The following is a 21449-nucleotide window of genomic DNA, read 5'->3' as shown; positions in this document are numbered from 1 at the left end:
TCCACGAGGTACCTGTGACGAACAGTATCCAATACCGGAGGTATCGGTTGCCTCGACTCTAACGGTCGTCCAGCTCGCGCCGCATGGCGCGCTCCCGTTCGATGCGCCGCCGCGCGTCGTAGTCCCGCATGCGTTGCGGATAGCCGACCTTCTGGACGTCGTACACCGGGATCTGCAACCGGTCGCTGAGCCGGCGTGCCCCAGCCTCACCACCGGCACGGCGCCGGGTCCATTCCCCGTCGGCAGCAACGAGCACGACGGTCACCTCCGTGACGGTGGTACGGGGTTCCACGAAAGCCTCGACGCCGGCGTGCTCGGCGACCCAGCGCTGCAGATACTGCAGATCCTCGGCCGCATCGCCGCCGGATCCGCGCGCCGAGCGGCCCCGGCGAAACGAATCGAACAACCCCAACGGAACGGTCTCCTCAGCTCTGGGGAAGTTCGTCGAACTGCCCTGCAAACCCTCACTCGATAGTGCCAGAGCCCGGAGCAACCCTGAGTTCGTGCGAATGGTGCTGCAGTGACAGGATGGTTCCGACAATCCACCTAGGTGCCGTACCCGGTGCACCTAGCTGTGGTAAGCCAGAGTTCGAGTCGTCACAAGTGACCGTCCGAGGAGTCAATACACATGGCAATCTCCGTCCAGATGCCCGCGCTAGGTGAGAGCGTCACAGAGGGGACCGTCACCCGCTGGCTTAAACAGGAGGGCGACACCGTCGAACTCGACGAGCCGCTGCTGGAGGTTTCCACGGACAAGGTCGACACCGAGATCCCGTCGCCCGCCGCGGGCGTGCTGACGAAGATCGTCGCCCAGGAGGACGACACGGTCGAGATCGGCGGCGAGCTCGCCGTCATCGGTGATGCCTCCGAGGGAGCTTCAGCGGCGCCGTCCTCGCAGCCGGAACCGGAGCCGGAACCCGAAGTCACCACACCGTCGGCCGCTCCGGCGGAGACCGCGGCGCCAGAGCCGGAAGCCCCGGCGCAGGCGGCACCGACCCCCGCCCCCGCCGCGTCCGGTTCCGCCACCACCGTCGTGATGCCCGAGTTGGGCGAGTCGGTCACCGAGGGCACCGTGACCCGGTGGCTCAAGAAGGTGGGTGACTCCGTCGGCGTCGACGAGCCGCTGGTCGAGGTCTCCACCGACAAGGTCGACACCGAAATCCCGTCCCCGGTGGCCGGCACCCTGCTGGAGATCACCGCCGAGGAGGACGACACCGTCGCCGTCGGTGGTGAGCTCGCCAAGATCGGCGACGCCTCGGCCGCACCCGCTGCCCCACCCGCTCCGGCCGCGCCCGCTCCCGAACCGAAACCGGAACCGGAACCGAAGCCTGAGCCCAAGCCGGAACCGAAGCCTGAGCCGAAGTCCGAGCCCGCACCCGCGGCACCGGCGCCTGCCGCCACGCCCGCCCCACCGGCACCCGCCGCCGGCGACGGCTCGCCATACGTCACGCCGCTGGTGCGAAAGTTGGCCTCGGAGAACGGTGTCGACCTCGCCGAGGTGAAGGGCACCGGCGTCGGTGGCCGCATCCGCAAGCAGGACGTCCTTGCCGCCGCAGAGGCCAAGAAGGCTCCGCCGGCGCCGGCTGCGGCAGCCCCGCAGGCCCCCGCGGCCGCACCCGCTACCCCGTCGGCACCGGCTCCGGCCCTGGCCCACCTGCGCGGAACCACGCAGAAGGCCAACCGGATTCGCCAGATCACCGCCAAGAAGACGCGGGAATCGTTGCAGGCGACTGCGCAGCTGACCCAGACCCACGAGGTCGACATGACCAAGATCGTGGCGTTGCGGGCCCGGGCCAAGGCCGACTTCGCCGAGCGCGAGGGCGTCAACCTGACCTATCTGCCGTTCATCGCGCGCGCGGTCATCGATGCACTGAAGATCCACCCGAACATCAACGCCAGCTACAACGAGGACACCAAGGAGATCACCTACTACGACGCCGAGCACCTCGGCTTCGCGGTCGACACCGATCAGGGTCTGCTGTCTCCGGTGATCCACAACGCCGGTGACCTGTCGCTGGGTGGTTTGGCACGTGCCATCTCCGACATCGCGGCACGTGCCCGGTCGGGCAACCTCAAGCCCGACGAGTTGTCCGGCGGCACGTTCACCATCACCAACATCGGCAGCCAGGGCGCGTTGTTCGACACGCCGATCCTGGTGCCGCCACAGGCGGCGATGCTGGGCACCGGGGCCATCGTCAAGCGGCCGCGGGTGATCTCCGATGCCTACGGCAACGAGTCGATCGGCGTGCGCTCGGTGTGCTACCTGCCGCTGACCTACGATCACCGGCTGATCGACGGCGCCGACGCCGGCCGGTTCGTGACCACCATCAAGCGCAGGCTCGAAGAAGGTGCGTTCGAGGCCGACCTCGGGCTGTAGGGCCGTTAGGAGGGGCTCCCCACTGTGGCGGATGCCGTCATCGCGATAGCGGGATCATCCGGTCTGATCGGTTCGGCGTTGGTGTCAACGCTGCGCGCGGCCGATCACCGGGTGCTCCGGATCGTACGCAGGGCACCATCGAACGGCGACGAGCTGTTCTGGAACCCCGACGCCGGGGAGTTCGACGCCGGCGCGTTGCAGGGCGTGGACGTGGTGGTGAACCTGTGCGGAATCGGCGTGGCCGAGAAGCGTTGGTCCGGCGCGTTCAAACAGAGTTTGCGCGACAGCCGGATCGGGCCCACGGAGGTGCTCGCCGGTGCCGTGGGCGACGCCGGGGTGCCGGTGCTGATCAACGCGAGCGCGGTCGGCTACTACGGCGACACCAGGGACCGGGTGACCGACGAGTCCGCACCCGAAGGGCACGGTTTCCTGGCCGGTCTGTGCGCGGATTGGGAAGCGGCCACCGCGCCGGCCGTCGCGGCCGGCTCACGGGTGGTGCTGTTGCGCACCGGCCTGGTGATGGCCCCGTCCGGGGGCATGGTGAACCGCCTCAAGCCGTTGTTCTCGCTGGGCCTCGGCGCCCGGTTGGGCAATGGCAGGCAGTACATCCCGTGGATCAGCCTCGAGGATGAGGTCCGCGCGGTGCTGTTCGCGATGTCGACCGAAAGCCTCTCGGGCCCAGTCAATCTCACCGGTCCCGCACCGGTGACCAACGCCGAGTTCACCGCCGCTCTTGGTCGCGCGCTCAACCGGCCCACCCCGGTGATGGTGCCGGGTTTCGCCCTGCGCACGCTGCTCGGTGAGCTGGCCGACGAAGGGCTGCTGGTTGGCCAGCGCGCCATCCCGGCCGCGCTGGAACACGCGGGCTTCACCTTCCACCACAAGACCGTCCGTGAGGCGCTGGCCTACGCCACCGCACCCAAAGACCTGTGACCGGATGCACACGCAACCGGGGCGTACCGTCGAGGCTGTGACATCCATCCGCGCATCCACTGCGCCCGTGGAGGTGCGGCACCTCGGCACGATCGGTTACGAAGCCGCTTGGGAGTTGCAGCGCGAGATCGCCGAAGCCAGGGTGGCCGGCGGGCCCGACACATTGCTGCTGCTTCAGCACCCCGCGGTCTACACCGCGGGCAAGCGCACCGAAGCGCACGAACGCCCGGCGGACGGCACGCCCGTCATCGACACGGACCGCGGCGGCAAGATCACCTGGCACGGTCCCGGGCAGCTTGTCGGCTACCCCATCATCGGGCTGACCGAACCGCTGGATGTGGTGAATTTCGTTCGGCGCCTGGAACAAGCGCTCATCAGCGTCTGCGCGGATGTCGGACTGGCGACCGATCGGGTCGAGGGTCGGTCCGGTGTGTGGGTGGGCGCCGCGGCGAGCCGCGAATCCGGTACCGATGGGCTGCGGCCGGCCCGCAAGGTCGGGGCGATCGGCATCCGGGTGTCCCGCGCGACGACACTGCACGGGTTCGCACTGAACTGCGACTGCGACCTGTCCGCGTTCTCGTCGATCGTGCCGTGCGGGATCTCCGATGCCGGGGTGACCTCTCTGACGGCCGAACTCGGCCGTCGCATCACCGTCGAGGACGTCACCGACCGCGTGGCCGCCGCCGTGAGCGACGCGCTGGACGGCCGGCTGGAAGTAGCTCTGAACGTAGGATGAAACAGTGACTGTGGTGCCTGAAGGTCGGAAGCTCCTGCGTCTGGAAGTTCGCAACGCGCAGACGCCCATCGAACGCAAACCGCCGTGGATCAAGACCCGGGCCAAGATGGGTCCGGAGTACACCGAACTCAAGGGTCTGGTGCGCCGAGAAGGCCTGCACACGGTGTGCGAGGAGGCCGGCTGCCCCAACATCTTCGAGTGCTGGGAGGACCGGGAAGCCACCTTCCTGATCGGCGGCGAGCAGTGCACGCGGCGGTGCGACTTCTGCCAGATCGACACCGGCAAGCCGGCCGAGCTGGACCGTGACGAGCCGCGCCGGGTCGCCGAGAGCGTTCAGGCGATGGGCCTGCGCTATTCGACGGTGACCGGGGTGGCCCGCGACGACCTGCCCGACGGCGGGGCGTGGCTGTATGCCGAGACCGTCCGCTACATCAAGCGGCTCAACCCGAACACCGGGGTCGAGCTGTTGGCGCCGGACTTCAACGGCAACCCCGACCAGTTGGCCGAAGTGTTCGAGTCACGCCCAGAAGTGTTCGCGCACAACGTCGAAACAGTGCCGCGCATCTTCAAGCGGATCCGTCCGGCGTTCCGGTACGACCGCAGCCTGGACGTGCTGACGTCCGCCCGCGACTTCGGCCTGGTCACCAAGTCGAACTTGATCCTCGGGATGGGCGAGACCATCGACGAGGTGCACACCGCCCTGCGGGACCTGCACGACGCGGGCTGCGACATCGTCACCATCACCCAGTACCTGCGGCCGTCACCGCGCCACCATCCGGTGGAACGCTGGGTGCACCCCGACGAGTTCGTCGAGCTGTCGAGCTATGCGGAGGGCCTGGGATTCGCCGGCGTGCTGGCCGGACCGCTGGTGCGCTCGTCCTACCGCGCGGGCCGGCTCTACGCGCAGGCCGCGCGGGTTCGGTTCGACAGCGCTCCCACCGGCGGCTCAGCCACCGGACGCCCCGCCGTATCCTGAAGTAATGGCGAAAACCCGCGATGCCGCGCAAACGAAGGCGGCAAAGGCCGAGGCGAAGGCTGCCCGCAAGGCGGCCTCCAAGCAGCGGCGTAGTCAGTTGTGGCAGGCATTCCAGATCCAGCGCAAAGAGGACAAGCGTCTTCTGCCGTACATGATCGGCGCGTTCGTGCTGATCGTGGCTGCCGCGGTGGTCGGTGGTCTGCTCATCGGCGGGTACACCATGTACACCCTCATTCCGTTGGGCGTGGTGTTGGGCGCGCTGGTCGCCTTCATCATCTTCGGCCGGCGGGCCCAGAAATCGGTGTACAAGAAGGCCGAGGGGCAGACCGGTGCCGCGGCCTGGGCGCTGGACAACCTCCGTGGCAAGTGGCGCGTCACCCCCGGCGTTGCGGCGACCGGTCATTTCGACGCGGTGCACCGCGTGATCGGCCGGCCCGGCGTGGTCTTCGTCGGTGAAGGTTCGGCCAATCGGGTGAAGCCGCTGCTCGCGCAGGAGAAGAAGCGCACGGCACGCCTGGTCGGCGATATCCCGATCTACGACATCGTCGTCGGCAACGACGAGGGCGAAGTTCCGTTGTCCAAGCTGGAGCGGCACCTGAACAAGCTGCCGGCGAACATCACGGTCAAGCAGATGGATTCGATCGAATCCCGGCTCGCCGCGCTGGGCACCAAGGCCGGTCCGGCCGGGATGCCCAAGGGTCCGATGCCCGCCGGCGCCAAGATGCGCGGCGTGCAGCGCACCGTTCGCCGCAAGTGAGTCTTCGCTCGTAACGCCACGGCGGTCCGGCTGACGTCCTTACCGGCGCACCACTGCGGTGAATGTCAGCCGGTCATGCAGGCCGCGCAGATCGCTGTCGGAAACCAACGGCGGGATCACCAGTGCGATCAACACCACGCGCAGGAACGCGCGCACGATGCCGATCCGGTCACGCCCGTCGGCCGGCACCACCACCAGCCCCACCGCGAGCTGTCCGGGCGTGAACGAGAACAGCCGCACGGCGACGGTGCCCAGCACCATCCAGATCACCAGGACGGCCGTCGACAGCATCGGCAGCGAGATCAGCCCAAGGGCCATCGCGAGTCCGGCCAGCCCGTAGGCCACCAGCCAATCGATACACAGGGCACCGAGCCGCCTGCCCATCCGGGCCAGCGAGCCGGGTCCCGATTCGGGCAGGCCGATGCGCTCACCGGGGTATTTGCCCTGACCGTCCTGCGCGTCTTCGCCGTCGCCGGCGTCGAAAGGTCCGGGTCCGGACAGCCAAGTTCCCATCGTGCGCGCCATAGGGCCAGAATAGGCGGGGCCGGTGTAGTGACGGCCGGTAGCTCACGTCACAAAGAACGGTCATCGCGTAACTTGCGCGCAACATATGGTTGACGACTGCGCAACATCGTGTCCTTAGCGTCAACCCGCGGGTTACCAGTAAAGGAGAACACTCAGTGGCAGAAAAGACGTCCGACGACATCTTCAAGCTGATCAAGGACGAGAACGTCGAGTACGTCGACATTCGCTTCTGCGATCTGCCCGGCGTCGTCCAGCACTTCTCGATCCCGGCGTCGGCGTTCGACCAGAGCGTCTTCGAGGACGGCCTCGCCTTCGACGGTTCGTCGGTGCGCGGCTTCCAGTCGATCCACGAATCCGACATGATGCTGCTGCCGGACCCCGACACCGCGCGCATCGACCCGTTCCGCGCCGCCAAGACGCTGAACTTGAACTTCTTCGTGCACGACCCGTTCACCCGTGAGGCGTACTCCCGGGACCCGCGCAACGTGGCCCGCAAGGCGGAGAACTACCTGGCCAGCACCGGCATCGCCGATACCTGCTTCTTCGGCGCCGAGGCCGAGTTCTACATCTTCGACTCGGTGTCGTTCGACTCCAGGATGAACGGCACCTTCTACGAGGTTGATTCCGAGTCCGCATGGTGGAACACCGGCGAGCCCTCCGAGGCCGACGGCTCCCCCAACCTCGGTTACAAGGTCCGCCCCAAGGGTGGCTACTTCCCCGTCGCCCCGTACGACCACTACGTGGATCTGCGCGACGAGATGTCGACCAACCTGATCAACGCCGGGTTCACCCTCGAGCGTGGCCACCACGAGGTGGGCACCGCCGGCCAGGCCGAGATCAACTACAAGTTCAACACGCTGCTGCACGCGGCCGACGATGTGCTGCTGTTCAAGTACATCATCAAGAACACCGCGTGGCAGAACGGCAAGACCGTCACCTTCATGCCCAAGCCGCTGTTCGGTGACAACGGTTCCGGCATGCACGCCCACCAGTCGCTGTGGAAGGACGGCAAGCCGCTGTTCCACGACGAGTCCGGTTACGCGGGCCTGTCCGACATCGCGCGGCACTACATCGGCGGCATCCTGCACCACGCGCCGTCGCTGCTGGCGTTCACCAACCCGACGGTGAACTCCTACAAGCGTCTGGTCCCGGGTTACGAGGCTCCGATCAACCTGGTGTACAGCCAGCGCAACCGCTCGGCCTGTGTCCGTATCCCGATCACCGGCAACAACCCGAAGGCCAAGCGCCTCGAGTTCCGCTGCCCGGACAGCTCGGGCAACCCGTACCTGGCGTTCGCGGCCATGCTGATGGCCGGTATCGACGGCATCAAGAAGAAGATCGAGCCGCTCGCTCCGGTCGACAAGGACCTCTACGAGCTGCCGCCGGACGAGGCCGCCAACATTCCGCAGGCGCCCACCTCGCTGTCCGCGGTGATCGACCGCCTCGAAGAGGACCACGAGTACCTCACCGAGGGTGGCGTGTTCACCGAGGACCTGATCGAGACCTGGATCTCCTACAAGCGGGAGAACGAGATCATGCCGATCCAGATCCGGCCTCACCCGTACGAGTTCTCGCTGTACTACGACGTCTAAGTCGGCACCGCCGACGCGACGTTTAGTCGGCACCGCCGACGCGACGCCTAGGTCGGCACCGCCGACGCGACGTCCAAGTCGGCACAATCGAGTCGTTGACGGGCCCGGGTGGTAATTCCACCCGGGCCCGCCTCATTCGCCGAGTTCTACGCCAGGGCTGTGGTTTTCGAAGTTGCACAACCCAGGTGTAGAAACCGCGGCCGTGCCCCGGACAATGGACCGATGCGAGTACTGGTGCAGCGGGTGACGTCTGCTCGGGTGACGGTCGACGGCGAAGTCGTCGGTGCGATCGAGCCCAATCCGCAGGGGTTGCTCGCGCTGGTCGGGGTGACCCATGACGACGACGCCGACAAGGCGCGGCGAATGGCTGAAAAGCTCTGGCAGTTGCGGATACTCGATGACGAGCGCTCGGCCGCCGACGTCGCGGCCCCGATCCTGGTGATCAGCCAGTTCACCCTCTACGCAAACATCGCCAAGGGCCGCAGGCCGTCCTGGAACGCCGCGGCACCAGGACCGGTCGCCGAGCCGCTCGTGACCGAATTCACCGAGGCGCTCAAGCGGTTGGGCGCGGTTGTCCAAACGGGGGTTTTCGGTGCGGCAATGCAGGTGGAACTGGTCAATGACGGACCGGTAACGGTGCTTCTCGAGCTGTGAGTTTCCTGCGGGCGACGCGTATTGTCTGCCTATGACGACCAATCTGGACACCCGGCTCGCCTCGCTCTCGCCTGCCGCCATCAGTCTGTTCCGTGTCGTGTTCGGTTTCTTGTTCACCATCCACGGCGCATCGAAACTCTTCGCCTGGCCCGTCGATTCGGGAAGCGGTGCCGTGCCGGTCGGTACCTGGCCGTACTGGTACGCCGGAGTCCTGGAGTTGGTGCTCGGCCTACTCATCATGGTCGGGCTGTTCACCCGCATCGCCGCGTTCATCGCGTCGGGCCAGATGGCGTTCGCCTACTTCACCCAGCATCAGCCAAATGCCCTGCTGCCGATAGAGAACGGTGGCGAGCTCGCCGTCCTGTACTGCTTCGGATTCCTGCTGCTGGCCGCAATCGGTGGCGGTGCTTACGCATTGGATACAGCGCGCAGTAAACGCTAGCGGTTCCGTATCGGTGGATTCCTGACCGGAAACGCCGGCTCTTGCCCCATCGGCAAATTTCCTTGCCGGTCTGTCGAGGCGTCGCGATCATGAAGTCATGGACGTCAGGCCACCGTGGGGAGATCGCGCCGTGAATTCGTTGCCCAAAGCGTTCACCGATCCGAGTTCCGTTGGGACGTATACCGACCGACCACCACGCGTGGTGCCCGGCTATGACGCCATGCAGCGCATGGCGACCATCTTGCTGGCTGAGCACGTACCCGACGACGGAAAGGTACTGGTGCTCGGCGCCGGCGGCGGACTGGAGCTGAGAACGTTCGCACAGACGCACTCCGGTTGGACATTCGACGGCGTCGACCCCGCCCGCGAGATGCTTCGGCTGGCAGAGGAAACGCTGGGTCCGCTGCTGTCGCGGGTCCGGCTCCACGAGGGCTATGTCGACGATGCCCCCGCCGGCCCCTTCGACGGGGCGACAAGCCTCCTGACACTGCAGTTTCTCGACCCGGACGAGCGGAGGCGAACCGCTGAACAAGTGCGCGAGCGCCTACGGCCCCGGGCCCCGTTCGTCGTCGCGCACTTCAGTTTTCCGTACCAAAGCGATGATGAGCGTCAGTTGTGGCTGTCCAGATATGCGGCTTTCGCGAGAGCAGGAGGCATCGATGCCGCGACCATCGCCACCGGGCTCGCCGCCATCGATGCGCAGCTGCACATCCTCACGCCCGACGAGGACGTGCAGGTGCTACGAGACGCAGGGTTCACCGATATCCGCCAGTTCTATGCGGGGTTCACCTTTCGCGGCTGGGTCGGCTACGCTTCGGCCGGCGAACCAGAGGCGGCCAATTAGTCCAGTGCCAGATCTTTGCGGAACCGCTTCATCCCGTCGATCTTCTGGGCCAGCGTGGCGTCGGGGCCGCTGTAGAACATCCACGGCATGGTGATGATCCCGTGGATACCGCCGGCCTCGGCACGCGCGTAATGCTCAGGAGTGAAGGCGTCGGTCAGCGGGGTGATGATGGTGAAATCATCCATCGTCAACCCCTTTTCGGCGCGCAGCTCACGTAACCTGCCGACCCGCTGCAAGGCAGCCTCGGTGGAGATCAGATCGCCGATCCAGCCGTCGTGCCGCGCCGCACGACGCAGCGCGATGTCGGACAGTCCGCCGACGTAGATCGGGATCGGTGGCGGTGTGGGCTCCATCTCGAGGCGTGGCGTGGTGTAGAACTCGCCGTCGAACTCGGTCCAGCCGGGCTCCCACAGCTTCTGCATCAGAGCGAGCATCTCGTCGGTGCGCTTGCCGCGTCGCGCGAACTGCTGACCGAGCAGCTCGAATTCGTCCTCGCACCAGCCGACCCCGACGCCGAGTTCCAGCCGTCCGCCGGCCAGATAGGCCGCCGTGCCAATGGCTTTCGCGGCCGAGTACGGGTTGCGCATCGCGGGCAGGTAGACCGTGGTGACGAATTTCAGGCGGGTGGTGACCAGCGCCAGCGCCCCGATCATCACCCACGGGTCGGGCCAGTCGGTGAACGCCTCCCATCGCCGCTTGCCGTCCTTGGTGTACGGATACGGCGTCCGCAGTGTCTCAAGGTTCACCACGTGATCCGGGATGCCCATGCCGTCATAGCCCAGATCGTCTGCGGCCCTGGCCACTTCGACGGCCTCACGGGTATCCATGAAGGCCATGCTCACGTAGAACTTCATCCGGCATCCCGGGCCCACGCCGGCGTGATGAAGACGCCCTCGGCTTCGACGGTGATCCCGTCGGCGTCGCTGATATGGCCCCGCGCAAAGGTTTTCACACCTTCGGTCCGGTCGATGTAGGCCTCGGCGCGCAACGGCCCCAGTGGCGTGCCTCGGCGATAACGGCACGTGATGGTTCCGGTGTAGCGCGGCTCGTTCAGTCCGCCGCTGGCGACCTCGCCGAGAATGTGGTCGAGCACCAACGCGCAGATGCCGCCGTGCACCCAGCCCAGCGGACCTTCATAGGCTGCGCCCAGGACGAATTCACTCCAACAGCTGCCGTCTTCGGCATGTTCGATCACCAGCGGCGGGGCCAGGGCGTTGCGCAGTCCGACGACCGGATTGGCCCACACCACCGGGCGGTTGGTCTCGGCATGCAGCATGGCCTGCGGCCCGTCGCGCTGCTCGCGGCGCAGCGAGGCGGTGACGGCCTCGACGGCCGCGGTGGCCTCGGAGATGGTCTGCGGGTCCACCTCGGTGCGCACGCCGGCGTCCACGAGTTCGCGCATCGCCCGGGCGAACGGCTCATAGAGTGCTTCGAGCCGATCGTGCTCGGCCGCGGTGATGACGTCGAACGTGTGCTTCATCCGGACTCCCAGTGAATTGGTTATACGCCCTTATTAACACCACCCACTGCGACGTCCTGCACGCGGGGCACTACTTGCCGCTTCATCCATTGGCGGCTCAGCCGCCGAAAATCTTCCGGACCACACCCTTCGCCCGACGCGTCACCCGCAGATAGTTGTCCAGGAACTCCCCGCCGTCGTCGCTCCCCCAGCCGGCTGCCAGCGCGACCGCATTGAGCTGACGGCCCGGCCCGGGCAACTGATCGGTCGGTTTGCCGCGTACGAGCACCAGGGCGTTGCGCGCCCGCGTGGCCGTCAGCCAGGCATCGCGCAACAACTCGACGTCGCTCTCGGGCACCAGTTCTGCCGCGCCGATCGCGTCGAGGGTCTGCAATGTCGAGGTGTTGTGCAGCGCAGGCAGATCGTGTGCGTAGCGCAATTGCAGCAGCTGCACGGTCCACTCGATGTCGGCCAGCCCGCCGCGGCCCAGCTTGGTGTGGGTGTTGGGATCCGCGCCGCGGGGCAGACGTTCGGCATCCACCCGGGCCTTGATCCGGCGGATCTCCTGGACGGCCTCCGCCGATACCCCGCCGGAGGGGTAACGGGTCTTGTCGGCCATGAGCAGAAACCGTTCGCCGAGTTCCACATCGCCGGCCACCCGGTGTGCCCGCAGCAGCGCCTGGATCTCCCACGGCTGCGCCCACTGTGCGTAGTAGGCGGCATATGAGGCCAGGGTGCGCACCAGCGGCCCGTTGCGGCCCTCGGGGCGCAGCCCGGTGTCGACCTCCAGCGGCGGGTCCGCGCTCGGTGTGCCCAGCAGCGCCCGTACCTGTTCGGCGATGCTGACCGACCACCGCACGGCCACCGATTCCTCGACACCGGAAGCCGGATCGCAGACGAACATCACGTCGGCGTCGGAGCCGTACCCCAGCTCGCCACCGCCGAGCCGACCCATGCCGATCACCGCGATGCGTGCGGGCACACCGGATTCGGGGGTATTGGCCCTGATGATCGCGTCCAGCGCGGCCTGCAGCACCGCGGCCCATACCGAGGTCAGCGCCTTGCAGACGTCGGTGACGTCGAGCAGGCCCAGCACGTCGGCCGAGGCGATGCGGGCCAGTTCCCGTCGGCGCAGCGTGCGGGCGGCCGCGATACCACGCACCGGGTCGGGATGCCGGCCGGCCGAGGCCACCAGAGAGCGCGCCACACTGTCGGGATCCCCGTCGAGCAGTTTGGGCCCGTTGGGACCGTCGGCGTACAGCTGGATCACCTCAGGGGCGCGCATCAGCAGTTCCGGAATGTAGGCCGAGGTGCCGAGCACCCGCATCAACCGTTTGGCCACCGCCCCCTCGTCGCGCAGGGTCGACAGATACCAGCGCTGCTCGCCCAGCTCCTCGCTGATCCGGCGGTAGGCCAGCAGGCCGGCGTCGGGATCGGGGGTGTCGGACAGCCAGTCCAGCAGGGTCGGCAGCAGCACCTGCTGCACGCGGCCGCGGCGTCCGCTCTGACCGGTGAGCGCTGCCAGGTGGGTCAACGCGCTCTGCGGCCCCTCGTAACCCAGTGCGGCAAGCTGACGTTCGGCCGCCTCGGTGCTCATCCCGGCACCGATGCCCACCGCCGGCTGGCCCACCGATTCCAGTAGCGGCTGGTAGAACAGCTTGGCGTGCAGCCGTGACACCCGCATGCTCTGCCGTTTGAGTTCTTCGCGCAGCACGCCCTGGGCGTCGTGGCGGCCGTCGGGGCGCACGTGCGCCGCCCGCGCCAGCCAACGGTAGGCCTCGTCGTCGCTGTCGTCGGGCAGCATGTGGGTGCGCTTTAGCCGCTGTAACTGCAGCCGGTGCTCGAGCAGGCGCAGGAATTCGTAGGAGGCGGTCATGTTGGCGGTGTCGTCCCGCCCGATGTATCCGCCCTCACCGAGCGCGGTCAGCGCGTCGACCGTGGACGCCACATGCAACAGGTCGTCATTGCGTCCGTGCACCAATTGCAGGAGCTGGACGGCGAATTCGACATCGCGCAGGCCACCGGTACCCAATTTGAGTTCGCGGGCCCGCACCCCCGCCGGGACGAGTTCCTCGACGCGCCGACGCATGGCCTGCACTTCGGATACGAAATCCTCACGCTCGCACGCTGTCCAGACCATGGGCATCAGGGCCTCGATGTAGGCCTTTCCGAGTTCCGGATCGCCCGCGGCGGGCCGCGCCTTGAGCAGGGCTTGGAACTCCCAGGTTTTGGCCCAGCGCTGGTAGTAGGCGATGTGGGATTCGAGTGTCCGGACCAGTTGGCCGCGTTTCCCTTCCGGGCGCAGCGCGGCGTCGACCTCGAAGAAGGCCTCGCCGGCGAACTGCATCATCTCGCCGGCGACTCGCGTGGCGGTGGCCAGGTTGTCGTCGCCGTCGCCGTCCGTGACGGGCTCCCCGACGAAGATGACGTCGACGTCGCTGACGTAATTGAGCTCGCGCGCACCGCATTTGCCCATGGCGATGACTGCCAGCCGGGGTTCGATCCCGTCCTCGCACACGACCCGGGTGGCGACCGTCAGGGCCGCACCCAGCGCGGCGTCGGCGAGGTCGGACAGGTGCGCGGCCACCTCGACGAACGGCAGCACCGGCTCGTTCTCCACGGTGGAGGCCACGTCGAGCGCGCCGAGGACCAACAGCCGGTCGCGGTAGAGGTCCCGCAGTGCGGGCACGGCACTGCTTGCGCCCCTGTCGATCTCGGCCTCGCGGGCAGCGGCGGTGAAGACACGGTGCAGCTCCTCGACGCCGGGCAGTACGACGCTGCCGGCCAGCAAGTGCCAAGACTGCGGGTGGGCGATGAGGTGATCACCGAGAGCCAGGGAGGATCCCAGTATCCCGAACAGGCGGCCCCGCAGTGCCCGGTCGATGAGCAGCTGACGGTTCAGTTCGTCCGCGCTGGCGCCCAGGGCGTCGGCCAGCCGGACCATGGCAAGCAGCGCGATGTCGGCGTCGGGTGCACGCGACAGCGACCACAGGAGTTCGACATGCGCCTCGGTGTTCCAGCCGAGCTGCTCCAGGTGGGCCGACGCCTGGGGATGCACCAGACCGAGCCGACCGACGCTGGGCAGTTTCGGGCGATCGGTTGCAGGCTTGGGCACGTTCACGACGGTAGCGCACGAGTCGCCGGCACCGGCGCCGACGCTACAGCGACAGGTAGGTCTTCAGCTCGTAGGGGGTGACGTGGCTGCGGTAGTTCTCCCACTCGGCGCGCTTGTTGCGCAGGAAGTAGTCGAATACGTGCTCCCCCAACGCTTCCGCGACGAGTTCGGAGTTCTCCATGGCCTCCAGCGCGTTGCCCAGGCTGGTCGGCAGTTCGCGGTATCCCATGGCACGCCGCTCTTCGGCCGTCAGGCTCCAGACGTTGTCCTCGGCCTGCGGGCCCAGCACGTAACCCTTCTCGACACCGCGCAGGCCGGCGGCCAGCAGCACCGCGAAGGTCAGGTACGGGTTGCATGCCGAGTCGGGGCTGCGCACCTCGACGCGCCGCGACGATGCCTTGCGCGGGGTGTACATCGGAACGCGCACCAGCGCCGAGCGGTTGGCCGCACCCCACGAGGCCGCGGTGGGCGCTTCGCCGCCGTGCACAAGCCGCTTGTAGGAGTTCACCCACTGGTTGGTGACCGCGCTGATCTCGCTGGCGTGCTCCAGGATGCCTGCGATGAAGGACTTGGCCACATCGGACAGCTGTAGCGGGTCGTCGGGGCTGTGGAAGGCGTTGGTGTCGCCTTCGAACAGGCTCATGTGGGTGTGCATCGCCGAGCCGGGATGTTCGGCGAACGGCTTGGGCATGAACGATGCGCGCACGCCGTCGGCCAGCGCGACTTCCTTGACCAGGTAGCGGAAGGTCATCACGTTGTCCGCCATCGACAGTGCGTCGGCGTAGCGCAGGTCGATCTCCTGCTGGCCGGGCGCGCCCTCGTGGTGGCTGAACTCCACCGAGATGCCCATCTGCTCCAGCGCCTCGATGGCGTGGCGGCGGAAGTTGGGCGCCGAATCGTGCACTGCCTGGTCGAAGTAGCCGCTGTTGTCAGCCGGCACGGGCACCGATCCGTCGTCGGGGCCGGGCTGCATCAGGAAGAACTCGATCTCCGGATGCACGTAGCAGGTGAAGCCGAGGTCGCTGGCCTTGGCCAGCTGGCGACGCAGCACGTGGCGCGAGTCGGCCCACGACGGTGAGCCGTCGGGCATGGTGATGTCGCAGAACATGCGTGCCGAGTAGTGCTTGCCGGCACTGGTGGTCCAGGGCAGCACCTGGAACGTGGACGGGTCGGGCCGGGCCACGGTGTCCGATTCCGAGACACGAGCGAATCCTTCGATCGAGGATCCGTCGAAACCGATGCCCTCCTCGAAGGCGCCTTCGAGTTCGGCGGGTGCGATCGCTACCGATTTCAGGTAACCGAGGACGTCGGTGAACCACAACCGAACGAACCGGATATCGCGTTCCTCCAGGGTGCGCAGCACGAATTCCTTCTGGCGGTCCATGAGCGCAGCGTATGCATCGGCTGTTAATTCTGTGTTACGGCCCTGGAAGAGTTAGCAGGAGAGGTTGCCGGGCGAGGTCTGGTTGACGAAGAAACCCAGCACGGCGGTGTCCACGCAGGCGTCCCCGTTGAAGACCACGGTGTGTTGAGTGCCGGTGAAAGAGATCAGCGCCGCGTCCATTTGGCGGGCCAGGTCCACGCCGGCCTGATACGGCGTTGCGGGGTCTCCGGTGGTGGACACGACCACGACCTTGCCCGGTCCGGGACCGGTGATCGCGTGAGGCGACGATGTCGCAGGGACGGGCCACAGCGCACAGATGTCGCGGGGCGCGTATCCGGTGAACTCGCCGTAGGACATGAACGGGGCCACGGTGCGCAGCTGCCTATCGGCGTCCGCCCAGACCGCCGGATCGGTGGGAAACGGCGTGTCGACGCAGCGGATCGCGGTGAACGCGTCCTGCAGGTTCTTGTAGTGCCCTGAGTTGTCGCGGTGCCAGTAGTCGTCGGCGAGCAACAACAGGTCACCGGCGTCAGTGCCGCGCGTCAGCCCGAGCAGCCCACTGGTCAGATACGGCCAGTAGCGGGCCGAATAGAGGGCATTGCCGGTTCCGGTGATCGCGTCGGCGTAGCCGAGGCCGCGCGGGTCCGAGGTGGCGGCCGGTGCCGTCACCAACGGATCGATCAGTCGCTGGAAGCGGCTGACGAACTGGGCGGGATCGGTGCCGACGGGGCAGTCGGTCGATTTCGCGCAGTCCGCGGCGTAGGTGTCGAATGCCTTCTGAAAGCCCGCGAGCTGGCGGATGTTCTTGGTGATCGGATCTTGGCTGGGGTCGACGGCCCCGTCGAGCACCATGGTGCGCACCCGGTCGCCGAACTTTTCGGCGTACGCGCCGCCGAGCTCGGTGCCGTAGGAGAAGCCCAGGTAGTTGATCTGCTCCTCCCCCAGCGCAGCCCGAACGGCATCCATGTCCCGTACCGCGGAGGCGGTGCCGACGTTGGCCAGAAACGGTGCGCCCATGCGATCGAGGCATTGTTGGGCGAACTGGCGGTAAAGGTCTTCGATGTGGGCCACCCCGGCTGGGCTGTAATCGGCCATCGGCTCACGGCGGTAGGCGTCGATCTCGGCGTCGGTGCGGCAGCGCAATTCCGGGGTGGAATGCCCGACTCCCCGCGGATCGAACCCGACCAGATCGAAATGTTCGGTGAGGGGCGAGCCTGCCAGCGCGGCCCCCATGCCGGCGACGGTGTCCACCGCCGAGGCACCGGGACCACCGGGATTGATGAACAGGGCACCGATCCGGTTGCCGGTCGCCGGTATCCGAATGACCGCCAATTGTGCTTGCGCGCCTTGGGGATCCGGCGAATCCCATTGGACGGGCACCGCGACCGTGCCGCATTGCGCGGTCGGGATCGCGGCCGGATCTTGCACCCACGGGGCGCAACTTCCCCATACCGGCCCCGATTCCGGCGCGGCTCGTGCGGCAGGTGCGGCGATCGGGCACACCACTGCGGTTGCGCCGAGGAGCGCCGCCGCCATAACGCGCATCGCCCCGCCCGCCCACCACACGGCAGTCATGGTCGCACGGCGGCCGGCACCGGGTCTGTGCCTGAGGCCGACCAGAGATCGGCCGGAGACCATCCGGTGACCTTACCGGCCGAATCGGTCAGCAGCGGGTCCCGGGCGGCGGCACGGTGACGTCGACGAGGTAGGTGGCCGCGATGTCGTCGATGCACTTGTTGCCCTGGAACACCACGGTGTGCTGGGTGCCCTCGAAGGTCACCAGCGTGCCGCCGAGCTGACGGGCCAGGTCGACACCAGCCTGGTACGGGGTGGCCGGGTCGTTGGTGGTCGAGACGACCAGGGTCGGGGGCAGGCCCTTCACCGAGATCTCGTGGGGCTTACTGGTCGGCGGCACCGGCCAGAACGCGCAGGTGCCCAGCGGCGCGTGCCCGGTGAACTCGCCGTAGCTCATGAACGGCGCCACCTCGCGGGCACGGCGATCCTCCTCGACGACGGTGGCCCGGTCGGTGATGGCGGGCTTGTCCACGCAGTTGACGGCGACGCGCACATCGGTCGAATTGTTGTAGTGGCCCTTGGCATCCCGCCCCATGTAGAGGTCCGCGAGCGCCAGCATCACGTCGCCGTTGCCGTCTTTCAGGCCCTTCAGACCGTCGGTCAGGTGTCGCCACAGATTCGGCGAGTACAACGGCAGGATGGTGCCCACGGTCGCGTCGCTGTAGCTCAGCCCGCGGGCGTCCCGCGTCTTGGCCGGATGCTCGACCAACGGGTCGACCAGGCTCTTGTACACATCGACAGCCTTGGCCGGATCGGTTCCCAGCGGGCAGTCGGCATTCTTGGCGCAGTCGGCGGCATAGTCGTCGAACGCCTTCTGGAACGCCGCGGCCTGACGGATGTCCTCTTCCACCGGATCCGCGTTGGGGTCGACGGCACCGTCGAGGATCATCGCCCGGACCTTCTCCGGGAACTGCTCGGCGTAGGTCGCGCCGATCCGGGTGCCGTAGGAGTAACCCAGGTAGGTCAGCTTGTCGTCGCCGAGTGCGGTCCTGATCGCGTCCAGATCCCTGGCGACATTCTCGGTGCCCACGTTCTCCAGGAACTCGGTGCCCATCTTGTCGACGCAGCGCTGGACGAAATCCTTGGTTTCCTTCTCCAGGTGTTCGACACCTTCGGGCGTGTATTCGACCGTCGGATCCGCACGCAGCCGGTCGTTGTCGTCGTCGGAGTTGCACCACACCGCGGGCGTCGAGGATCCGACCCCGCGCGGATCGAATCCGACGATGTCGAAGCGGTCCTTGACCGATTGCGGCAGGCCCGACAACAGGGAGACGGCGGAATCGACCCCGGACTCGCCGGGGCCGCCGGGGTTGATCACCAGCGAGCCGATCTTCTGGCCCGCTGCGGGGAAGCGGATCATCGCCAGGCGGGCGACTTCGCCTTCTGGCTTGGAGTAGTCGACCGGCACCGAGAGCATCCCGCATTCGGCGTTGTCGGGGATCTGCACGTGATCGCCCGAGCCGGCGTTGCACGGCAGCCATTGCACCGGCGTGCCGGGCCGCGGGACCGCGATCTTGGCTTGCCCGTCGACCACCTGGGTGCAGCCCGCTGCGGCTACCGCCGTCACCGCCAGCAGCGCGCCGACCCTCATCCTGAACTTCATGGCTGACCATGCTGCCATGACGCGACATCGCCGCAGGCCGCGCCCGGTCACGACGCGCAGGCAGACTATCGGGTAGCGGCGAGGAGTTCGCCGAGCGCGACGTGGAAATCGTCGGCCATATCCCAGAGGTCAGGCAGCAATTCCGGGCAGGACAGGATCCCGACGTCGAGCATGCCGGTCAGCGACATCACGGTGATGTTGAGGCCCGACCCGTGGAATATCGGGCCAAGCGGGTACATGGCCTTGACCTCGCAGCCCAGCAGGTACAGCGGCTCCTGGGGCCCGGGCACGTTGGAGATGACGAGATTGTGGACGGGTTTGGCCCCGGACAGCCGGCTGGCCGCGTAAACCCGCATCGCGGCGCCGAACACCGCAGGCGCGGCGAACTGCGTCCAGTCCTGCAGCAGCGTCGCACCGATCGCCGAACTATGTTGCTTGGCAACGGAATTCGATGCGGCGATGGCCAGCAGCCGCTTGGCCGGATCGTCGATGTGGGTTTCGAGCTTGGAGAACATCCCCGATACCTGGTTGCGCCCGGGCCGGTCCGACCGGTCGTGCACCGATACGGGCACCATCGCGACCAGGGAACTTTCCGGCAGTTCCCCGCGGTCGTTCAAGAACGTACGGAGTACGCCGGACACCAGCGCCATCACCACATCGTTGACCTTGACGCCGAAGTGGTTCTTGACGGTTTTGATGTCCTCGAGGTCCAACTGGGCGAATGCGACGCTGCGGTGACCGGTGATGTTGGTGTTGAACGCGGTTTTCGGCGCGTTGAACGGGGCTGCCATGGCCTGGCCGCTCACGGCCCGGCGCACGGTGTCGATGATCGTGTTGGCGGTGGTGGGCAGGACATTGGCCAGCTTGAGCGGCCGGGCGGCGAACCTCAGTGCCCCGCTGATGGCGATCTCGGCGGGGGTGGCACCGCCGACACCGTCGACCGCATCCGGTGGCGGTGCGTCGGCTTCGGTGGTGCACAACTGCGACATCAGGTTGGCTCCGGTCACCCCATCGACCCCGGCGTGGTGGATCTTCGTCATCAGCGCCAGGCGGCCACCGTCGTGGGCATCGGTGCCCGCCACGTTCTCGATGACCCACATCTCCCACAGCGGCCGGCTCCGGTCCAACGGCAGCGAGGCGATGTGGCCGCAGATCTCGGACAGTTCGGTCCGCCCGCCGGGAGCGGGCAGGCCGATCCGGTGCAGGTGCCGGTTGACGTCAAAGTCCTTGTCTTCCACCCACACCGGATGATCGAGGTTGAACCGGCTGTCGGCCAGCTTCTCCCGGAATTGCGGCATCGCCTTGATGGCCAACGAGAGTGCGTCACGCATCCGGTCGAAGGTGTATCCGCCGGGCATCGTCGAGGTGTCCAGTTCGAGCACCGAGCACACGTGCATGGGCTGCGCGGCGGTTTCGAGGTAGAGGAAGCTGGCGTCGAGTCCGCTGAGCCTTTGCATGCCGCTGATGGTAGGACGCGGACCTGAAACTGTGAGGAAATCCACTCAAACCCTGCTTTTGCCTGCGTCGGCCGCAGTGGCAGACTTGTCATGTCAGCCGAACCCGGGGACCGCGACGCGGCCTCGAGGATCGAAACGACCACCCAAAGGACGATGATGTCTGAACAGTCTGTTTATGGTGCCTCCGATTCCGCCGGTGAGTCCGTGGCCTCCAAGCCGCGCACCAAGGTCCGGACGCTCACCCTGCAGAAATGGAAGTCCGAAGGTCACAAGTGGGCGATGCTCACCTGTTACGACTACTCCAGCGCGCGGGTTTTCGACGACGCCGGGATTCCCGTGCTGCTCGTCGGCGATTCGGCGGCAAACGTGGTCTATGGGTATGACACGACCGTGCCGATCACCATTGATGAGCTGATTCCGTTGGCTCGCGCGGTGGTCAAGGGTGCACAGCACGCCCTCGTCGTCGCCGATCTGCCGTTCGGCAGCTACGAATCCAGCCCCCAGCAAGCCCTTGCGACGGCCACCCGCTTCATGAAGGAAACGGGTGCGCAGGCGATCAAGCTCGAAGGCGGTGAGCGGGTGGCCGAGCAGATCGCGACGCTGTCGGCGGCCGGCATCCCGGTGGTCGCGCACATCGGATTCACTCCGCAGAGTGTCAACGGACTGGGCGGATTCCGCGTCCAGGGCCGCGGAGACGCCGCCGAGCAGACCATCCACGACGCGATCGCCGTGCAAGAAGCCGGAGCGATCGCGGTGGTGCTGGAGATGGTGCCCGCCGAGTTGGCCACCCAGATCACCGGCAAGCTGACCATCCCCACGGTCGGCATCGGCGCCGGGCCCAACTGCGACGCCCAGGTGCTGGTCTGGCAGGACATGGCGGGGCTCACCAGCGGCAAGACGGCCAAGTTCGTCAAGCGGTTCGGTGACGTCGGCGGCGAACTGCACCGCGCGGCAGCGCAGTACGCCGACGACGTGGCGTCCGGCGTGTTCCCGGCCGAGGAGCACAGCTACTGATTTCCC

General features: G+C 67.1%; 19 protein-coding genes. 10 read left to right on the top strand and 9 right to left on the bottom strand.

All coding sequences use genetic code 11. The features are described 5' to 3' along the window. Positions 1–58: 58 nt before the first annotated feature. The gene (locus tag H977_RS0115670) at positions 59–412 is read right to left on the bottom strand and encodes a hypothetical protein (RefSeq protein ID WP_029108738.1); all 354 of its coding nucleotides are present in this window, start codon (positions 410–412) and stop codon (positions 59–61) included. 216 nt (positions 413–628) lie between these two features. On the opposite strand from H977_RS0115670, the gene sucB reads away from it, so the two are divergent. The 5 genes from sucB to H977_RS0115645 are packed head-to-tail and all read left to right on the top strand — an operon-like array spanning position 629 to position 5779. Next, positions 629–2377, top strand: coding sequence for a 2-oxoglutarate dehydrogenase, E2 component, dihydrolipoamide succinyltransferase (sucB, locus tag H977_RS0115665; protein WP_029108737.1), 1749 nt, complete (start codon positions 629–631; stop codon positions 2375–2377). Between the two features lie 24 nt (positions 2378–2401). Further along, positions 2402–3310 carry a TIGR01777 family oxidoreductase gene (locus H977_RS0115660; RefSeq protein WP_029108736.1) on the top strand — a complete coding sequence of 303 codons (909 nt, stop codon included), beginning with the start codon at positions 2402–2404 and terminating at the stop codon, positions 3308–3310. 4 nt (positions 3311–3314) lie between these two features. Continuing rightward, positions 3315–4046, top strand: a complete 732-nt coding sequence (gene lipB, locus H977_RS0115655) for a lipoyl(octanoyl) transferase LipB (RefSeq protein ID WP_196808254.1) — start codon at positions 3315–3317, stop codon at positions 4044–4046. Positions 4047–4050: 4 nt separating this feature from the next. Then, entirely contained in the window at positions 4051–5022 is a 972-nt protein-coding gene (gene lipA, locus H977_RS0115650) for a lipoyl synthase (protein WP_029108734.1), read from the top strand. A 4-nt stretch (positions 5023–5026) separates the two neighbouring features. Beyond that, complete coding sequence (locus H977_RS0115645) at positions 5027–5779, top strand: DUF4191 domain-containing protein (protein WP_029108733.1); 753 nt, start codon at positions 5027–5029, stop codon at positions 5777–5779. A 39-nt stretch (positions 5780–5818) separates the two neighbouring features. Here H977_RS0115645 and H977_RS0115640 read toward each other — a convergent pair whose 3' ends face one another. After that, positions 5819–6304 carry an RDD family protein gene (locus H977_RS0115640; protein WP_029108732.1) on the bottom strand — a complete coding sequence of 162 codons (486 nt, stop codon included), beginning with the start codon at positions 6302–6304 and terminating at the stop codon, positions 5819–5821. Positions 6305–6459: 155 nt separating this feature from the next. Between H977_RS0115640 and glnA the strand changes: the two genes are divergently transcribed. The 4 genes from glnA (at position 6460) to H977_RS0115620 (ending at position 9836) form a co-directional block, all read left to right on the top strand. Further along, positions 6460–7896 (top strand): type I glutamate--ammonia ligase, encoded by a 1437-nt coding sequence (gene glnA, locus H977_RS0115635; RefSeq protein ID WP_029108731.1) that lies wholly within the window; start codon positions 6460–6462, stop codon positions 7894–7896. A 222-nt stretch (positions 7897–8118) separates the two neighbouring features. Beyond that, positions 8119–8550: a D-aminoacyl-tRNA deacylase gene (gene dtd / locus H977_RS0115630; RefSeq protein WP_029108730.1), complete on the top strand. Its 432-nt coding sequence runs from the start codon at positions 8119–8121 to the stop codon at positions 8548–8550. Between the two features lie 31 nt (positions 8551–8581). Continuing rightward, entirely contained in the window at positions 8582–8992 is a 411-nt protein-coding gene (locus H977_RS0115625) for a DoxX family protein (protein WP_029108729.1), read from the top strand. 97 nt (positions 8993–9089) lie between these two features. Next, positions 9090–9836 carry a class I SAM-dependent methyltransferase gene (locus H977_RS0115620; RefSeq protein WP_051288886.1) on the top strand — a complete coding sequence of 249 codons (747 nt, stop codon included), beginning with the start codon at positions 9090–9092 and terminating at the stop codon, positions 9834–9836. Here H977_RS0115620 and H977_RS0115615 read toward each other — a convergent pair. From H977_RS0115615 to H977_RS0115585, 7 genes are all read right to left on the bottom strand, one after another. Further along, positions 9833–10690 (bottom strand): TIGR03619 family F420-dependent LLM class oxidoreductase, encoded by an 858-nt coding sequence (locus H977_RS0115615; RefSeq protein ID WP_029108727.1) that lies wholly within the window; start codon positions 10688–10690, stop codon positions 9833–9835. The genes H977_RS0115620 and H977_RS0115615 overlap by 4 nt on opposite strands. Next, positions 10687–11316 (bottom strand): PaaI family thioesterase, encoded by a 630-nt coding sequence (locus tag H977_RS0115610; protein ID WP_029108726.1) that lies wholly within the window; start codon positions 11314–11316, stop codon positions 10687–10689. The genes H977_RS0115615 and H977_RS0115610 overlap by 4 nt, the downstream gene beginning before the upstream one ends. Before the next feature lie 97 nt (positions 11317–11413). Next, on the bottom strand, positions 11414–14416 hold the full coding sequence (locus H977_RS0115605; RefSeq protein ID WP_155946668.1) for a bifunctional [glutamine synthetase] adenylyltransferase/[glutamine synthetase]-adenylyl-L-tyrosine phosphorylase: 3003 nt from the start codon (positions 14414–14416) through the stop codon (positions 11414–11416). A gap of 37 nt (positions 14417–14453) precedes the next feature. Beyond that, positions 14454–15794: a glutamine synthetase family protein gene (locus H977_RS0115600; RefSeq protein WP_029108724.1), complete on the bottom strand. Its 1341-nt coding sequence runs from the start codon at positions 15792–15794 to the stop codon at positions 14454–14456. A 51-nt stretch (positions 15795–15845) separates the two neighbouring features. Further along, positions 15846–17369, bottom strand: a complete 1524-nt coding sequence (locus H977_RS0115595) for an alpha/beta hydrolase (protein WP_029108723.1) — start codon at positions 17367–17369, stop codon at positions 15846–15848. Positions 17370–17457: 88 nt separating this feature from the next. Beyond that, on the bottom strand, positions 17458–18972 hold the full coding sequence (locus tag H977_RS0115590) for an alpha/beta hydrolase (RefSeq protein WP_196808253.1): 1515 nt from the start codon (positions 18970–18972) through the stop codon (positions 17458–17460). A 65-nt stretch (positions 18973–19037) separates the two neighbouring features. Continuing rightward, the gene (locus H977_RS0115585) at positions 19038–20429 is read right to left on the bottom strand and encodes a WS/DGAT/MGAT family O-acyltransferase (protein WP_029108721.1); all 1392 of its coding nucleotides are present in this window, start codon (positions 20427–20429) and stop codon (positions 19038–19040) included. 156 nt (positions 20430–20585) lie between these two features. Here H977_RS0115585 and panB point away from each other — a divergent pair, with 156 nt between their 5' ends. After that, on the top strand, positions 20586–21443 hold the full coding sequence (panB, locus tag H977_RS0115580) for a 3-methyl-2-oxobutanoate hydroxymethyltransferase (protein ID WP_029108720.1): 858 nt from the start codon (positions 20586–20588) through the stop codon (positions 21441–21443). Positions 21444–21449 lie beyond the last annotated feature (6 nt).

Source organism: Mycobacterium sp. URHD0025 (genome assembly GCF_000426065.1).
In the GTDB taxonomy this organism is placed as follows: Bacteria; Actinomycetota; Actinomycetes; order Mycobacteriales; family Mycobacteriaceae; genus Mycobacterium.
Note: the sequence above shows the minus strand (reverse complement) of the source record. Positions and strands in the feature narration are given on the sequence as shown.

Excerpts from the sequence above, each read along its gene's own strand:
- sucB (WP_029108737.1), top strand. The coding sequence starts at position 629 with ATGGCAATCTCCGTCCAGATGCCCGCGCTAGGTGAGAGCGTCACAGAG.
- lipB (WP_196808254.1), top strand. The coding sequence starts at position 3,315 with ATGCACACGCAACCGGGGCGTACCGTCGAGGCTGTGACATCCATCCGC.
- H977_RS0115645 (WP_029108733.1), top strand. The coding sequence starts at position 5,027 with ATGGCGAAAACCCGCGATGCCGCGCAAACGAAGGCGGCAAAGGCCGAG.
- H977_RS0115640 (WP_029108732.1), bottom strand. The coding sequence starts at position 6,304 with ATGGCGCGCACGATGGGAACTTGGCTGTCCGGACCCGGACCTTTCGAC.
- dtd (WP_029108730.1), top strand. The coding sequence starts at position 8,119 with ATGCGAGTACTGGTGCAGCGGGTGACGTCTGCTCGGGTGACGGTCGAC.
- H977_RS0115625 (WP_029108729.1), top strand. The coding sequence starts at position 8,582 with ATGACGACCAATCTGGACACCCGGCTCGCCTCGCTCTCGCCTGCCGCC.
- H977_RS0115620 (WP_051288886.1), top strand. The coding sequence starts at position 9,090 with ATGGACGTCAGGCCACCGTGGGGAGATCGCGCCGTGAATTCGTTGCCC.
- H977_RS0115615 (WP_029108727.1), bottom strand. The coding sequence starts at position 10,690 with ATGAAGTTCTACGTGAGCATGGCCTTCATGGATACCCGTGAGGCCGTC.
- H977_RS0115610 (WP_029108726.1), bottom strand. The coding sequence starts at position 11,316 with ATGAAGCACACGTTCGACGTCATCACCGCGGCCGAGCACGATCGGCTC.
- H977_RS0115600 (WP_029108724.1), bottom strand. The coding sequence starts at position 15,794 with ATGGACCGCCAGAAGGAATTCGTGCTGCGCACCCTGGAGGAACGCGAT.
- H977_RS0115595 (WP_029108723.1), bottom strand. The coding sequence starts at position 17,369 with ATGACTGCCGTGTGGTGGGCGGGCGGGGCGATGCGCGTTATGGCGGCG.
- H977_RS0115590 (WP_196808253.1), bottom strand. The coding sequence starts at position 18,972 with ATGAAGTTCAGGATGAGGGTCGGCGCGCTGCTGGCGGTGACGGCGGTA.
- H977_RS0115585 (WP_029108721.1), bottom strand. The coding sequence starts at position 20,429 with ATGCAAAGGCTCAGCGGACTCGACGCCAGCTTCCTCTACCTCGAAACC.
- panB (WP_029108720.1), top strand. The coding sequence starts at position 20,586 with ATGTCTGAACAGTCTGTTTATGGTGCCTCCGATTCCGCCGGTGAGTCC.